The 13388-nt window shown below is 69.1% G+C and carries 13 protein-coding genes; 8 read left to right on the top strand and 5 right to left on the bottom strand.

Annotated features, from left to right (window positions below; all coding sequences use genetic code 11):
• Positions 1 to 28: 28 nt before the first annotated feature.
• From EHF44_RS18465 to EHF44_RS28880, 3 genes are all read left to right on the top strand, one after another.
• Positions 29 to 1012: a Bug family tripartite tricarboxylate transporter substrate binding protein gene (locus tag EHF44_RS18465; RefSeq protein ID WP_124685199.1), complete on the top strand. Its 984-nt coding sequence runs from the start codon at positions 29 to 31 to the stop codon at positions 1010 to 1012.
• Between the two features lie 12 nt (positions 1013 to 1024).
• Entirely contained in the window at positions 1025 to 2197 is a 1173-nt protein-coding gene (locus EHF44_RS18460) for an acyl-CoA dehydrogenase family protein (protein ID WP_124685198.1), read from the top strand.
• A gap of 249 nt (positions 2198 to 2446) precedes the next feature.
• Positions 2447 to 2581 (top strand): hypothetical protein, encoded by a 135-nt coding sequence (locus tag EHF44_RS28880; protein ID WP_301337490.1) that lies wholly within the window; start codon positions 2447 to 2449, stop codon positions 2579 to 2581.
• 60 nt (positions 2582 to 2641) lie between these two features.
• Here the strand turns inward: EHF44_RS28880 and EHF44_RS18455 are convergent, their stop codons facing one another.
• The gene (locus EHF44_RS18455; protein ID WP_409559006.1) at positions 2642 to 2773 is read right to left on the bottom strand and encodes a glycine zipper 2TM domain-containing protein; all 132 of its coding nucleotides are present in this window, start codon (positions 2771 to 2773) and stop codon (positions 2642 to 2644) included.
• 396 nt (positions 2774 to 3169) lie between these two features.
• On the opposite strand from EHF44_RS18455, the gene EHF44_RS18450 reads away from it, so the two are divergent.
• Entirely contained in the window at positions 3170 to 5236 is a 2067-nt protein-coding gene (locus EHF44_RS18450) for a putative bifunctional diguanylate cyclase/phosphodiesterase (protein ID WP_124685196.1), read from the top strand.
• Positions 5237 to 5295: 59 nt separating this feature from the next.
• On the opposite strand, the gene EHF44_RS18445 is transcribed toward EHF44_RS18450, so the two are convergent.
• The gene (locus tag EHF44_RS18445; protein WP_124685195.1) at positions 5296 to 5556 is read right to left on the bottom strand and encodes a copper resistance protein CopQ; all 261 of its coding nucleotides are present in this window, start codon (positions 5554 to 5556) and stop codon (positions 5296 to 5298) included.
• 316 nt (positions 5557 to 5872) lie between these two features.
• On the opposite strand from EHF44_RS18445, the gene EHF44_RS18440 reads away from it, so the two are divergent.
• Entirely contained in the window at positions 5873 to 6178 is a 306-nt protein-coding gene (locus EHF44_RS18440; protein WP_124685194.1) for an H-NS family nucleoid-associated regulatory protein, read from the top strand.
• A gap of 45 nt (positions 6179 to 6223) precedes the next feature.
• Here the strand turns inward: EHF44_RS18440 and EHF44_RS18435 are convergent, their stop codons facing one another.
• The gene (locus tag EHF44_RS18435; RefSeq protein ID WP_253700241.1) at positions 6224 to 6592 is read right to left on the bottom strand and encodes a hypothetical protein; all 369 of its coding nucleotides are present in this window, start codon (positions 6590 to 6592) and stop codon (positions 6224 to 6226) included.
• Between the two features lie 291 nt (positions 6593 to 6883).
• Between EHF44_RS18435 and EHF44_RS18430 the strand changes: the two genes are divergently transcribed.
• Genes EHF44_RS18430 through EHF44_RS18420 form a run of 3 tightly spaced genes read left to right on the top strand, consistent with a single transcriptional unit; the run spans position 6884 to position 11425 of the window.
• Complete coding sequence (locus EHF44_RS18430; RefSeq protein ID WP_124685192.1) at positions 6884 to 7561, top strand: heavy metal response regulator transcription factor; 678 nt, start codon at positions 6884 to 6886, stop codon at positions 7559 to 7561.
• Positions 7562 to 7571: 10 nt separating this feature from the next.
• Positions 7572 to 9029 carry a heavy metal sensor histidine kinase gene (locus tag EHF44_RS18425; protein WP_172966128.1) on the top strand — a complete coding sequence of 486 codons (1458 nt, stop codon included), beginning with the start codon at positions 7572 to 7574 and terminating at the stop codon, positions 9027 to 9029.
• Positions 9030 to 9085: 56 nt separating this feature from the next.
• Positions 9086 to 11425, top strand: a complete 2340-nt coding sequence (locus EHF44_RS18420) for a heavy metal translocating P-type ATPase (protein WP_124685191.1) — start codon at positions 9086 to 9088, stop codon at positions 11423 to 11425.
• 3 nt (positions 11426 to 11428) lie between these two features.
• On the opposite strand, the gene EHF44_RS18415 is transcribed toward EHF44_RS18420, so the two are convergent.
• Entirely contained in the window at positions 11429 to 12325 is an 897-nt protein-coding gene (locus EHF44_RS18415; protein WP_124685190.1) for a polysaccharide deacetylase family protein, read from the bottom strand.
• A 7-nt stretch (positions 12326 to 12332) separates the two neighbouring features.
• Positions 12333 to 13385, bottom strand: coding sequence for a bifunctional UDP-4-keto-pentose/UDP-xylose synthase (locus EHF44_RS18410; protein ID WP_124685189.1), 1053 nt, complete (start codon positions 13383 to 13385; stop codon positions 12333 to 12335).
• Between the last annotated feature and the right edge of the window lie 3 nt (positions 13386 to 13388).

Genomic DNA, 13388 nt, shown 5'->3' with positions numbered 1-13388 from the left:
CCACGCCGATAACCTGGAGGAACCCCCCATGCTGACATTCCGCGCGCGGCGCACGCTCGTCGCCGCCATCCTGGCGTTGCCCGCGGCCGCGCTGCCGGTGGCCGTGCAGGCCGCCGACCCCTGGCCCAGCCGGCCGATCCGGCTGGTGGTGCCGTTCGCGGCCGGCAGCGGCACCGACGCCGTGGCGCGCATCACCGCCAAGGAACTGGGCGATGCGCTGGGCCAGAACGTGGTGGTCGACAACCGGCCCGGCGCCAATGGCGCGATCGCGGCCGAGCTGGTGGCCCAGGCCGCACCGGATGGCTACACGCTGTTCATGACCACCAACACGACGCATTCGGCCAATCCGTCGCTGATGAAGAAGCTGCCGTACGACCCGATCAAGGATTTCACGCCGGTGGCGCGCATGGGCAACCTGCCGTTCATGCTGGTGGTCAATCCGAAGCTGCCGGTCAAGACCGTGGGCGAGCTGATTGCCTACGCCAGGGCGCATCCGGGCATGTCGTACGCCAGCGGCAACAGCACCGGCATCGTGTCCGGCGCCACGCTGGGCCGCATGGCCCGGGTCGACCTGCTGCACGTGCCGTACAAGAGCACGCCGCCGGCCATGACCGACGTCATCGCCGGGCAGGTGCCGATGATGTTCGTCGACGTGGCGGCCGGCATCGCCAACGTCAAGGCCGGCAAGATGCGCGCGCTGGCGGTGACCACGGCGCAGCGCAGCCGGCTGCTGCCGGACCTGCCGCCGATTGGCGACACGCCGGAGCTCAAGGGTTTCGACATCACGTCGTGGAACGGCGTGTTCGCGCCGGCCCGGACGCCGCAGCCGGTGGTGGATCGGCTGAACCGTGAGCTGACGAAGATCGCCAACAGCAAGGACGTGGCGCCGAAGTTCGAGGCGCTGGGCTTCGAGGCGTTCGGGCAGACGCCGCAGCAGTTTGCGGGGTTCGTGGCCGGGGAGCTGGTCAAGTGGACCAAGCTGGTCAAGGACGCGGGCATCCAGCCGGAATGAACGGGAGCGGAGATGAACTTTGAAAGGACGGCCGAACAAAACGCGATCGTCGAGGCGGTGTCGCAGCTCTGCGCCGACTTCGGGCCCGACTACTGGGCCGGACTGGACCGCGAGCACCGCTTTCCGGAAGCGTTTCACCAGGCGATGGCGGGCGCCGGCTGGCTGGGCATCGCCATGCCCGAGCGCTTTGGCGGCGCGGGCCTGGGGATCACGGAGGCCGCGCTGATCATGCAGACGGTGTCGGCGTCGGGGGCGGGATTCTCGGGGGCGTCGGCCATCCACATGAACGTGTTCGGCCTGAACCCGGTGGTGGTGTTCGGCAACGAGGCCCAGCAGGCGGCCGCGCTGCCGCCGCTGATTGCCGGGCACGAGAAAGCCTGCTTTGCGGTGACCGAACCCGATGCCGGGCTGGACACCACGCACCTGAAGACCCAGGCGGTGCGCACGGCCGATGGCAGCGCCTATCGCGTGGATGGCCGCAAGATCTGGATTTCCACGGCGCAGGTGGCCACGCGCATGCTGCTGCTGGCGCGCACCACGCCGCTGGACGCGGTGGCCAAGCCCACGCAGGGCCTGAGCCTGTTCTACACGGCGCTGGACCGCGACCACATCGAGGTGCGCGAGATCGACAAGATGGGGCGCGGCGCGGTGGATTCGAACATGCTGTTCATCGACGGGCTGATGGTGCCGGCCGAGGACCGCATTGGCGAGGAGGGCAGGGGATTCGAATACATCCTGCACGGGCTGAACCCGGAGCGCATCCTGATCGCCGCCGAAGCCGTGGGCCTGGGCCGCGCCGCGCTGGACGCGGCCACGCGCTACGCCCGCGAGCGGACCGTGTTCGGGCGGCCGATCGGCCAGAACCAGGGCATCCAGCACCCGCTGGCACAGGCGTGGATGGCGCTGGAGGCGGCGGACATGATGGTCTGGAAGGCCGCCTGGCTCTACGACAACGGCAAGCCGTGCGGGGCCGAGGCCAACGCCGCCAAGTACCTGGCCGCCGAGGCCGCCCACCAGGCATGCCAGACCGCCGTGCTGACGCTGGGCGGCATGGGCTACGCCCGGGAATACCACGTGGAGCGCTACCTGCGCGAGTCGTACATCCCGCGTATCGCACCGGTCAGCGCCCAGCTGATCATGTGCCACATTGCAGAGCGGGTGCTGGGGCTGCCGAAGTCGTATTGACGGTGATTGATGGGGCGCCGAGTGTTTTCGCTCCCCTCTCCCGCGCGCGGGAGAGGGGTTGGGGGTGAGGGCGTTGAGGTTCTGCTTGCCGACTGGTCGCCATTGGAACCACTGGCCCTCTCCCCCGGCCTTCCGCTTCGAGGGAGAGCGGAGACCACCGATCGCCATTGCAGAAGCCGCGCGCAAAAGAAAAAACCCCGGACGCAATCGTCCGGGGTTTTCCCGTTGCAGGTTTCCCGCTGCCGCGCCATGACGATCGGTGAGGATCTTTCGCCGTGGATGCCGCTGTGCCTGTCAGCGATGAAAACGTCCGAAATCATCGTTGAAGGGCGCAACGGCCGACGCTCATGGCGCGGCGCGCGGCGGCATGGTCTTCCCATCTAAGAGCCCATGCCGCGCAAACCTGGACGACCCTGCCCGCCGTCCCGGCCGCGGAAATCGAAATTACTTGCCCAGCTCGTGGCCGATTACGCCGCCAACCACGGCGCCGCCAACCGTGCCGAGCGCGCTGCCGTCGCTGACCTCATGGCCAACCACGCCGCCCGCGACCGCGCCGGTCGCCGTGCAGCCCGACATCGCCCACGCACATGCGCCTACCGCGATGATCGCCGTCAGTCGTTTCCACATGATGTGTTCTCCTTGCCTGGCGCCGCCCGGTTCTCCTTCTGCGTTGCGCGTCGCCATGTGTTGTTCACCACGCCTCAAGCATAGTTGGCTCGGCCCCGGCGGCATCTCCGGTGCGCGCTGATTGCGGTGTCGGCGTTTGTCGGACGGGTCCGAATCGGCCCGGCTGGTGTGTCAAGACAACAAACGGGGTAGTCCGTGCGGCAGCAACGCCGCTGATGCACAATCCCGCTTCAGTCTGGGCTGCAACGACCGATAACCCTTGAGGATGGCGGGAGATTCACGCCCGGATCGCCACTCCCCTCAATATGGCGGGCCTGCCAAGCCACTGCCCCGTCACCTGCTGCGATGATGTCCCCGAGTTACGACGCGATTCTGGTCCTGTTTTCCGTGCTAGTTGCCGTGCTGGCGTCCTATACGGCGTTGGACATGGCGGGGCGCATCTCCACCGCCGGCCGGGGCCGCTACGCGCGGATGTGGCTGGCCGGCGGCGCGGTGGCGATGGGCGTGGGCATCTGGTCGATGCACTTCATCGGCATGCTCGCGTTCCGGCTGCCGATTCCGCTGGGCTACGACCCGGCCATCACCGGGGCGTCGCTGCTGATCGCGGTGCTGGCGTCGGCGTTCGCGCTGCACCTGGTCAGCCAGGAATACCTGCCGCCGCGCCGGCTGGCGCTTGGCGCGCTGGTGCTGGGCGCGGCCATCTCGGCCATGCACTACACGGGCATGGCGGCGCTGCGCATGCGGCCGGCCATCGACTACGAACCGGCGCTGTTCATGCTGTCGATCGGCATTGCCGTGGCGGCGTCGGGCGTGGCGCTGTGGATCGCGTTCCGGCTGCGGCGGGCCATGCCGCGCGTGCACCAGTTGCGCTTTGGCGCGGCGGTGGTGATGGGCGGGGCCATTGCGTCGATGCACTACACGGGCATGGCGGCGGCCCGCTTTCCGCTGGGCAGCATCTGCGGCGCGGCGCGCACGGGCGTGGACAGCGCCACGCTGGCGCTGCCGATCATCGTCATCACGGTCTGCGTAATTGCCGTGGCGCTGATTACTTCGGTGCTGGACATGCGGCTGGAGATGCGCACGGCCATGCTGGCCGACGCGCTGGGCGTGGCCAACAAGGAGCTGGAGTTCCTGGCCCTGCACGACAAGCTTACCCACCTGCCCAACCGCGTGCTGCTGGAAGACCGCTTCCAGCAGGCCATCCAGGGCGCGGCACGCCAGCCGGCCACGTTTGCCGTGCTGTTCGTCGACCTGGACGGCTTCAAGGGCGTCAACGATACCTACGGCCACCAGGTGGGCGACAGCCTGCTGGTGGAAATCGCCGGCCGGCTGCGGGCGTCGACGCGGTCCGAGGACACGATCTCGCGCGTGGGCGGCGACGAGTTCGTGGTGCTGGTGCGCGTGGAGGACCCGGCCGACGCCGGCGTGGTGGCGGAAAAACTGATCGAGGCGCTGCGCGAGCCGGTGACGGTGTCCGGGCACGCGCTGCACGTGTCGGGCAGCATCGGCATCGCGCTCTATCCGGCCGACGGGGCCGACCAGGACACGCTGATGACCAACGCCGACGCGGCGATGTACCACGCCAAGGCGTCGGGCCGCAACGCGTACTGCTTCTTCGAAGGGTCGATGAACCACCAGGCGCGCGTGCAGCAGATGCTGATCCAGGACCTGCGCGGCGTCACGCGCAAGGACCAGTTGGCGCTGCACTACCAGCCGAAGTTCTCGGCATCGACCAACAAGCCGGTGGGCGCCGAGGCGCTGCTGCGCTGGCAGCACCCGGTGCATGGGCTGCTGATGCCCGACCAGTTCATCGCGCTGGCCGAGAAGACCGGCGCCATTGTGCCGATCGGCAAGTGGGTGCTGGACGAAGCGTGCCGCCAGCTTGCCATCTGGCATGCGGCGGGCCACGCGGACTGGACCATGGCGGTGAACCTGTCGACGCTGCAGTTCTGCCATGCCGGGCTGATCGACACGATTGCGGAGGTGCTGGCGCGCCACGCCATTCCGGCCGCCAGCCTGACGCTGGAGATCACCGAGAGCACGGCGATGCGGGACGTGGAGGAAACGCTGGCGATCATGACCCAGCTGGACCGGATGGGCGTGCGCATCGCCATCGACGACTTTGGCACCGGCTATTCGAGCCTGCTGCACCTGAAGCGGATTCCGGCGAGCGAACTGAAGATCGACCGCGGCTTTGTGCGGGACCTGGCGGAGGATTCGGAGGATGCGGCCATCGTGTCGGCCATTGTCGCGCTGGGCCGTACGCTGAACCTGCAGGTGGTGGCGGAAGGGGTGGAGACGCCGGCGCAGCGCGCGTTCCTGGCGGGGCTGGGCTGCGACGCGCTGCAGGGCTACCTGCTGGGCAGGCCGGTGCCGCCGGCGCAGTTCATGAAAGAAATGGCGGCGCATTGAGCGCCGCCGGCGGCCCGGAAGGGCCGTCACCGCCCGTTTGCCGGGCGTCTCGGGAAGGATCAGGTGCCGTCCGTGTACGGGCTGCGCGCGTCGCGTACGTCGTGCGCACCGTCGACAAACGGGTTGCGGGCGTCGCGCACGTCGCGGGCACCGTCGGTGTAGACGTCACGCGTGCCAAGGCGTTCCACGTAGCCGTCGCGGTTGGTCACGCGGGCACCGTCGGTGTACGGATCGGCGCTGCGGGGCGCGGCGTTGGCCATCGTGGCGGCGCCGGCGAGCGTGGTCGCCAGGGCGGTATAGAGCAGGGCTTTCTTGAACATGGTGAACTCCTGGTTCGAGAGGCTTGGATCGAGGAAATGTTGCGGTCTTTGATGACTCGGCCGTCAGTGCGACCTTGCCGGCAAGTCTAGGCAACGGCCGTACACGTCAACATGACCCACGCATGACATCAGTGTCATGCGTCGCCGGACGCATGCCGGCAGGGCCGCTGGCGCGGCTTTCAGACGATTCCACCGATGCCGGCCGCAACACCCTGTAGAATCGGGGTCTGGTTCGCCGGCTTTTTTCTGCGCGGACCGTTCCCCGCAATCATTTCCCCAGTCCGCCCCGCTTTCGTGGCGGCGCGCACGATACGTCATGTCCGAGTCTGATGCAGCCAAACAAGCCGCGGTGGCCTGGATCCGCGAGCAGATGGATCACCATGGCCTGACATTCGACCACCTTGTCGAAGCAGGCTGCTTTGCCGATCACGAGGAAGAAGCCGAGGCCGGGCCGGCCGGGCACGCCGAAGCCCCCGCCAACAAGGCCGCAGAGGCCGGGGCAGGGCGCGTCATGTATCGCAATGCAATGGGTCAGACCTGGGACGGCACCGGCGAGTATCCCGACTGGCTGCAGCGGGCGGTCAACGCCGGGCAGTCGATCGATTTCTACCGCGTCGACTGAACGTCACGATGCGCGGGCGCCGGCAAGGCGCCCGGTTTCCATCCTTCAGCAGGCCGGCAGATCCGCCAGCGCGGTGGCGCTGGCCAGCGGCAGCGCGTGGCGCCGGTGCTGCAGGGCCGCCGGAGGCAGTTCCGGCAGCACCATCGTGCTGGCCGCTTCTGCCACGCAGGCGTGACAGTATTCCGCGCCCCGATACACATGATGCGAAGTGTCAGCCGGCGGCTCGGTAGTGCGGCCAGCGGGCTGGGCATCGTGCCAGACCGGCATGTCGCGGCCCTCGCGCGCGGACGCCTCGGTGCACCGGGCGCGCTCCCGGGCCGCCATCCCCGCTTCGGCTTCCGCCTCGGCCTTGATCGCCGCATGGCGTTCCTGCATCGACAGCCCGATCGCCGTCACGCCCGCACAGCGCGGCATGGCTGACGCCAGGGCGCCTTGCACGGGCACCGCGAACACGGCGAGACACAAAAGGGATTGGGCAATCTGACGTTTCATGCTGGGATGGAGAGGCTGGCCTGCGTCCAGGGGGCGCCGCAGGGCCCGGGGGTGGGCAGCCGGCATTGTACTGCGTTGGATGCAGAAAATTCGCCAAATCACGATGACATTCGTGCAATGTTGCCCCAAAAGCGGCTAACCTCGGATAGTGTCTAGGGTCTCCATTGCAAACTGAAAGGCAGGGCCGGCAGCAGGCCGGTCCGTAGAAGCACCATGCGTATCCTGATTGTCGAAGACGAACCGAAGGCTGGCGACTATCTGCTGAAGGGGCTGACCGAATCCGGCTTCGTGGCCGACCTGGCCCGCGACGGCGTGGACGGCCTGGCCCATGCGCGCGAACAGCACTACGACCTGATCGTGCTGGACGTGATGCTGCCCGGCATCGACGGCTGGCAGGTCCTGCGCGACCTGCGGCGCGACAAGGACACCCCGGTGCTGTGCCTGACCGCCCGCGACGAGCTGTCCGACCGCCTGAAGGGCCTGGAACTGGGCGCCGACGACTACATGGTCAAGCCGTTCGCGTTCGCCGAGCTGGTGGCCCGCATCCGCACCATCCTGCGGCGCGGCCCGCTGCGCGAGAGCGAGTTCATGGAAGTGGCCGACCTGCAGATCGACACGATCCGGCGCCGCGTGACGCGCGCGGGCCAGAAGATCGACCTGACGTCGAAGGAGTTCGCGCTGCTGCAACTGCTGGCGCGGCGGCGGGGCGAGGTGCTGTCTCGCTCGCTGATCGCCTCGCAGGTCTGGGACATGAACTTCGACAGCAACACCAACGTCGTCGACGTGTCGATCCGGCGCCTGCGCGCCAAGGTGGACGACCCGTTCCCGAAGAAGCTGATCCACACGCGGCGCGGCATGGGCTACGTGCTCGACGAATCCGAAGAAGTGTGAGCGGCCCGGCATGAAACGGCTGCTGCGCGTGCGCCGCGCGATCGATGCATGGATGCCTGCCTCGCTGACCACGCGGCTGGCGCTGGCCTACGGGCTGACCACGGCCGCCATCCTGGTCGGGGTGGCCACGTACCTGTCCAGCGCGCTCGGCAGCCAGCTCCAGTCGCGCGACGAGGGCGAGCTGGTGGGCGAGGTGCTGCTGGTGCGCCACCTGCTGCGCGAGGTGGCCGACGAGAACGAGATCCGCACCGACACGCATCGCTTTGCCGATATCGCGATGGGCCACGAGGGCCTGATCCTCGTCGTCCGCACACGCAACGGCGACCCGCTCATCACCCTCAATCCCCATAACGAAACCCTGCCGCCGCTGCGCGTGCTGCCGGTGACCACCACGCCCGACAAGTCGCTGCTGCAGACCTGGCTGCCGCGCAATGGCGTGCCGTCGCGCGGCATGGCGGCGCTGGGCCAGATCGGCAATTCCGAGCGGACCGTCGAGATCATCGTGCTCAGCGACGCCGGCTACCGCGTGGCGCTGATGCGCGAGTACCGTGGCGAGCTGCTGGGCGCCGTGCTGTGCGGCGCGATTGTCGCGGCTGCGCTGGGGTTCCTGCTGGCGCGGCGCGGGCTGCGGATGCTGCGCCGGATGGCCAGCGACGCGGCCGCGGTGACGACAAGCCGGCTGGCCACGCGGCTTGACGTGGGCGGCGCGCCCGAGGAGTTGCGCGAACTGGCCGGCGCCCTGAACGCGATGCTGGCGCGGCTGCAGGACAGCTTCACGCGGCTGTCGCAATTCTCGGCCGACCTGGCGCACGATTTCCGCACGCCGATCAGCAACCTCGTCGGCCAGACGCAGGTGACGCTGGCCCAGCGCCGCACGCCGGCCGAGTACGAGGCGGTGCTGGAGTCGAACCTGGAGGAATACGAGCGGCTGTCGCGCATGATCGAGAACATGCTGTTCCTGGCGCGGGCCGACAACGCGCAGGTGGCGCTTGGCGCGCGGCCCATCGACGCGCGCGCGGAGCTGGACAAGATCGCCGAGTACTTCGAGGCCGTGGCGGCCGACCGCAACGTGACCGTGTCGGTGTCGGGGTACGCCACGGTGGTGGCCGACCAGACGCTGCTGCGGCGGGCCGTCATCAACCTGCTGGACAACGCGCTGCGGCACGCGCCGGCCGGCAGCATGGTGCGGATGTGCGTCTGCCCGCAGGCCAGCCAGACCGCCATCACGGTGCTCAACGGCGGCCCGGCCATCGCGCCGGAAGCGCTGCCGCACCTGTTCGGCCGTTTCTACCGCGCCGATCCGTCGCGCCGCAACTCGGCGTCGTCGACCGGGCTGGGGCTGGCCATCGTCGACACGATCATGCGGCTCCACGGCGGCAGCGTCGGCGTGCGCAGCGCCGAGGGCGAGACGGTCTTCGAACTGTTGTTCCCCGACGCGGTGGGCCCGCTGCCGGCCCCGGCCACTTGACCTTGTAGCCGCTACAGGGTCTTCAATGGCAGGTAATACGCTACGAGGACCCCATCATGGCCCGTTCGACACCCGACAACGTCCTGCCACCGGTCGTGCCCGGTCATTCCCACGACCACTCCCACGACCATCCGCACGACCACTCCCACGACCATTCTCACGATCATCCCCACGACCACCCGCCGGCCGACGCCTGCTGTGGCGGGGGATGTGGCGCAACCGCCACGCCGGCTGCCCCGCCGTTGGCGGCGCCGGCCGGCACCCGCGCTGCGGCGTTCCGCATCGATGCCATGGACTGCCCGACCGAGGAAACGCTGATCCGCAACAAGCTCGGCGGCATGGCGGGCGTGGCGGCGCTGGACTTCAACCTGATGCAGCGCGTGCTGACCGTGCATCACACGCTCGATTCCACTGACCCGGTCGTCCAGGCGATCGGGTCGCTCGGCATGAAGGCCGAGCCGCTGGCCGGTGCCGCCGACGATGGCACGCAGGTGGCCGCCGGCGAGGCCCGCAAGCCGTGGTGGCCGCTGGCCCTGGGCGGGGCCGCCGCGCTGGGCGCCGAACTGGCCGAGTGGTTCAACGTGGCCACGCCGTACCTGCCGGCCGCGCTGGCGCTGGCCACGGTGCTGCTAGCGGGGCTGGGCGTCTATCGCAAGGGCTGGATCGCCGTGCGCAACGGCAACCTGAACATCAACGCGCTGATGAGCATCGCCGTGACCGGGGCGATGTTCATCGGCCAGTGGCCCGAGGCGGCGATGGTGATGGCGCTGTTCGCGCTGGCCGAGCGGATCGAGGCCGCGTCGCTGGACCGCGCCCGCAACGCGGTGCGCGGGCTGATGGCGATGGCGCCCGAGCAGGCCACGGTGCTGCAGCCCGACGGAACGTGGCAGGCCGTGCCGGCCCGCACGGTGACGGTGGGCGCAACGGTGCGGCTGCGCCCGGGCGAGCGGGTGGCGCTCGATGGCCGCGTCATGCGCGGGCAATCGGCGCTGGACCAGGCGCCCATCACCGGCGAAAGCGTGCCGGTCGACAAGTCGCCGGGCGACGCGCTGTTCGCGGGGTCGATCAACCAGTCCGGCGAACTCGAATACGCGGTGACCGCGCCGGCCAACGACTCCACGCTGTCACGCATCATCCATGCCGTGGAAGCGGCGCAGGGCAGCCGCGCGCCGACCCAGCGCTTTGTCGACCAGTTCGCCAGAATCTACACGCCCGTGGTGTTCGCCATCGCGGTGGGAATCGCCGTGGTGCCGCCGCTGGCCATGGGCGCGCCGTGGCTGGCGTGGATCTACAAGGCGCTGGTGCTGCTGGTGATTGCCTGCCCGTGCGCGCTGGTGATTTCCACGCCCGTGACCATCGTCAGCGGGCTGGCGGCGGCGGCGCGGCGCGGCATCCTGATCAAGGGCGGCGTCTACCTGGAGCAGGGCCACCGGCTGAAGTGGCTGGCGCTGGACAAGACCGGCACGCTGACGCACGGCAAGCCGGCGCAGACCGATTTCGCGCTGCTGGCCGATGACGTGCCGCAGGCGCGCGCCATCGCGGCCAGCCTGGCGGGCCGGTCGGACCATCCGGTGTCGCGCGCGGTGGCCATCGCCGCCGATGCGGACGGCGTGGCGCGGCTGGACGTGACCGATTTCGCGGCGGTGCCGGGGCAGGGTGTCGGCGGTGCCGTGGACGGCGTGGCGTACCGGCTCGGCAACCACCGGATGATCCACGACCTCGGCGCTTGCTCGCCGGCGCTGGAGGCGCGGCTGGAGGCCATCGAGCGGCAGGGCCGGTCGATCGTGATGCTGGCGGCGCTGCCCGCCGGTGGCCAGCCGGCCCGCGCGCTGGCGCTGTTCGGTGTTGCCGATACGGTGCGCGAGTCGAGCCGGCAGGCCATCGAGCAACTGCACGCGCTGGGCGTGCGCACGCTGATGCTGTCCGGCGACAACGCGCACACGGCGCAGGCCATCGGCAAGGCCGTCGGCATCGACGAGGCGCGCGGCCATCAGCTTCCGCAGGACAAGGCCGATGCGCTGGCGGCGCTGGCCGACCAGGTGCACGGGCAGGGCGGCAAGGTCGGCATGGTCGGCGACGGCATCAACGACGCCCCGGCGCTGGCGCGTGCCGACATCGGCTTTGCGATGGGCGCGGCCGGCACCGACACGGCCATCGAAACCGCCGACGTGGCGCTGATGGACGACGACCTGCGCAAGATTCCGACGTTCGTGCGGCTGTCGCGTCAGACGTCGACCATCCTGCGGCAGAACATCGCGCTCTCGCTGGTCATCAAGGCCGTGTTCCTGGCGCTGACCCTGATGGGCCTGGGCACGATGTGGATGGCGGTGTTCGCGGACATGGGCGCCAGCCTGCTCGTGGTGTTCAACGGGCTGCGGCTGACGCGCAAGGGGTGAGGCTCAGCGCTGCGGCTGGAGGATCAGTTCGCCGCTGCGGCCGGGAATCTCGCCCCAGGCGACGGGCTGCGCCGGCAGCGACGCCGCGTCGAGGTGGCGATAGTAGGTGGCCATCGACACCAGATCGTGGCCCTGGGCGCGCCAGCCGGCCAGCAGGCGCCGGAACACGGGCGCCAGCTTGCCGCCTTCCAGTTCGGTGTGGAGCGTGAAGACGTGGTCGGCGTCGCCTTCGGTGAGCTTCAGCACCGCGTGGTGGACGTTGTCCTCGGTCAGGTCGTCCACGCCGATCAGTTCGTCGAGCGTGGGCAGCGTGGTCGGCATCTGCACGTGCCGGCACGGCTGGCCCGCCACGGTGGGCCGGTACGGGCCGGTGCCGCGCCCGTCGGAGGCGTAGGCCATGCTCCAGTCGTCGATCTGGCGGAACGCCTCGTCGTTCATCTGCCAGCCGGCCGCGCCATGGGTGGGCGGCGGCGCGCCGAAGATGTCGGTAAAGCGGTCGAACGACTGCTGCATCTGGCGGCGCGTCCAGCCGGCGTCGCGCGTGCGCACGTTGTCCTGCCAGTAGACGTGGTCCCAGGTGTGGATGCCGCACTCGTGGCCCGCGGCGGCGGCCGCGCGCATCTCGGCGGCGGCGCGGCGGCCGATGTCGGGGCCGGGCAGCAGCACGCCGTACATCAGCGTGCGCAGGCCGTAGTTGGACACCACCGACGTGCGCGACACCTTCTTCAGGAAGCCGGGCCGGAACACGCGCCGCAGCGCCCAGCCGGTGTGATCCGGGCCCAGGCTGAACAGGAACGTGGCGTCGGCCTGCACGGCCGACAGCATCGACAGCAGCGCCGGCACGCCCTCGCGGGTGCCGCGCAGCGTGTCGACGTCTACCTTCAGGCAAATGCGGGCCATGGACTGATCAGTTGTCGCCGTCGACCAGTGTGCGGGCGTCCACCACCTTGTCGCGGTACGCCTCGAAGATGCGGCGCAGCGCCTGCTCCATCGTCACCTCGGGCTTCCAGCCCAGCTCCTGCACCGTGTTGTCGATCTTCGGCACGCGGTGCTGCACGTCCTGGTAGCCCTTGCCGTAGAAGTCGCCCGACGACGTTTCCACGATCCGGGTCTGGCGCGCGTAGTCGGCGTACTCGGGGTACTCGGCCGCCATCGACAGCATCATCTCGGCCAGCTCGCGCACCGAGTGGATGTTGGCCGGGTTGCCGATGTTGAAGATCTTGCCGCTGGCCACGCCGTTCTTGTTCTCGATGATCTGCATCAGCGCCGAGATGCCGTCCGAGATATCGGCGAACGCGCGCTTCTGGGCGCCGCCGTCGACGAGCTTGATCGGCTCGCCGCGCACGATATGGCCCAGGAACTGCGTCACCACGCGCGACGAGCCTTCCTTCGACTCGAAGATCGAGTCCAGCCCGGCGCCGATCCAGTTGAACGGGCGGAACAGCGTGTAGTTCAGGCCCTGCTCCATGCCGTAGGCGTGGATCACGCGGTCCATCAGTTGCTTGGAGCAGGCGTAGATCCAGCGCGGCTTGTTGATCGGGCCGTAGACCAGCGACGACGCCTCGGGATCGAATTCGTCATCGGTGCACATGCCATAGACCTCGGAGGTCGACGGGAACACCAGGTGCTTGCCGTACTTCACGGCGCTGCGCACGATCGGCAGGTTGGCCTCGAAGTCCAGCTCGAACACGCGCAGCGGGTTGCGGACGTAGGTGGCCGGCGTGGCGATGGCCACCAGCGGCAGGATCACGTCGCACTTGCGGATGTTGTACTCGACCCACTCCTTGTTGATCGTGATGTCACCCTCGGAGAAATGCATGCGCGGGTGGTTCACCAGGTCGCCAAGGCGGTCGGACGCCATGTCCATGCCGTAGACCTCCCACTGCGTGGTCTCCAGGATGCGGCGCGTCAGGTGGTGGCCAATGAAGCCGTTGACGCCAAGAATCAGGACCTTTTTCATCGC

Origin of the sequence: Cupriavidus pauculus (assembly GCF_003854935.1) — a bacterium.
GTDB classification, from domain to species: Bacteria; Pseudomonadota; Gammaproteobacteria; order Burkholderiales; family Burkholderiaceae; genus Cupriavidus; species Cupriavidus pauculus_C.
The sequence above is the reverse complement of the archived record's forward strand: the minus strand, read 5'-3'. Positions and strand labels throughout refer to the sequence as shown.

Bases quoted from the DNA above. Each gene is read 5' to 3' on its own strand.
- EHF44_RS18430 (WP_124685192.1), top strand. From the start codon at position 6,884: ATGCGTATCCTGATTGTCGAAGACGAACCGAAGGCTGGCGACTATCTG.
- EHF44_RS18445 (WP_124685195.1), bottom strand. From the start codon at position 5,556: ATGTTCAAGAAAGCCCTGCTCTATACCGCCCTGGCGACCACGCTCGCC.
- EHF44_RS18460 (WP_124685198.1), top strand. From the start codon at position 1,025: ATGAACTTTGAAAGGACGGCCGAACAAAACGCGATCGTCGAGGCGGTG.
- EHF44_RS18410 (WP_124685189.1), bottom strand. From the start codon at position 13,385: ATGAAAAAGGTCCTGATTCTTGGCGTCAACGGCTTCATTGGCCACCAC.
- EHF44_RS18420 (WP_124685191.1), top strand. From the start codon at position 9,086: ATGGCCCGTTCGACACCCGACAACGTCCTGCCACCGGTCGTGCCCGGT.
- EHF44_RS18415 (WP_124685190.1), bottom strand. From the start codon at position 12,325: ATGGCCCGCATTTGCCTGAAGGTAGACGTCGACACGCTGCGCGGCACC.
- EHF44_RS18450 (WP_124685196.1), top strand. From the start codon at position 3,170: ATGATGTCCCCGAGTTACGACGCGATTCTGGTCCTGTTTTCCGTGCTA.
- EHF44_RS18455 (WP_409559006.1), bottom strand. From the start codon at position 2,773: ATGTCGGGCTGCACGGCGACCGGCGCGGTCGCGGGCGGCGTGGTTGGC.
- EHF44_RS18440 (WP_124685194.1), top strand. From the start codon at position 5,873: ATGTCCGAGTCTGATGCAGCCAAACAAGCCGCGGTGGCCTGGATCCGC.
- EHF44_RS28880 (WP_301337490.1), top strand. From the start codon at position 2,447: ATGACGATCGGTGAGGATCTTTCGCCGTGGATGCCGCTGTGCCTGTCA.
- EHF44_RS18435 (WP_253700241.1), bottom strand. From the start codon at position 6,592: ATGCCGCGCTGTGCGGGCGTGACGGCGATCGGGCTGTCGATGCAGGAA.
- EHF44_RS18425 (WP_172966128.1), top strand. From the start codon at position 7,572: ATGAAACGGCTGCTGCGCGTGCGCCGCGCGATCGATGCATGGATGCCT.
- EHF44_RS18465 (WP_124685199.1), top strand. From the start codon at position 29: ATGCTGACATTCCGCGCGCGGCGCACGCTCGTCGCCGCCATCCTGGCG.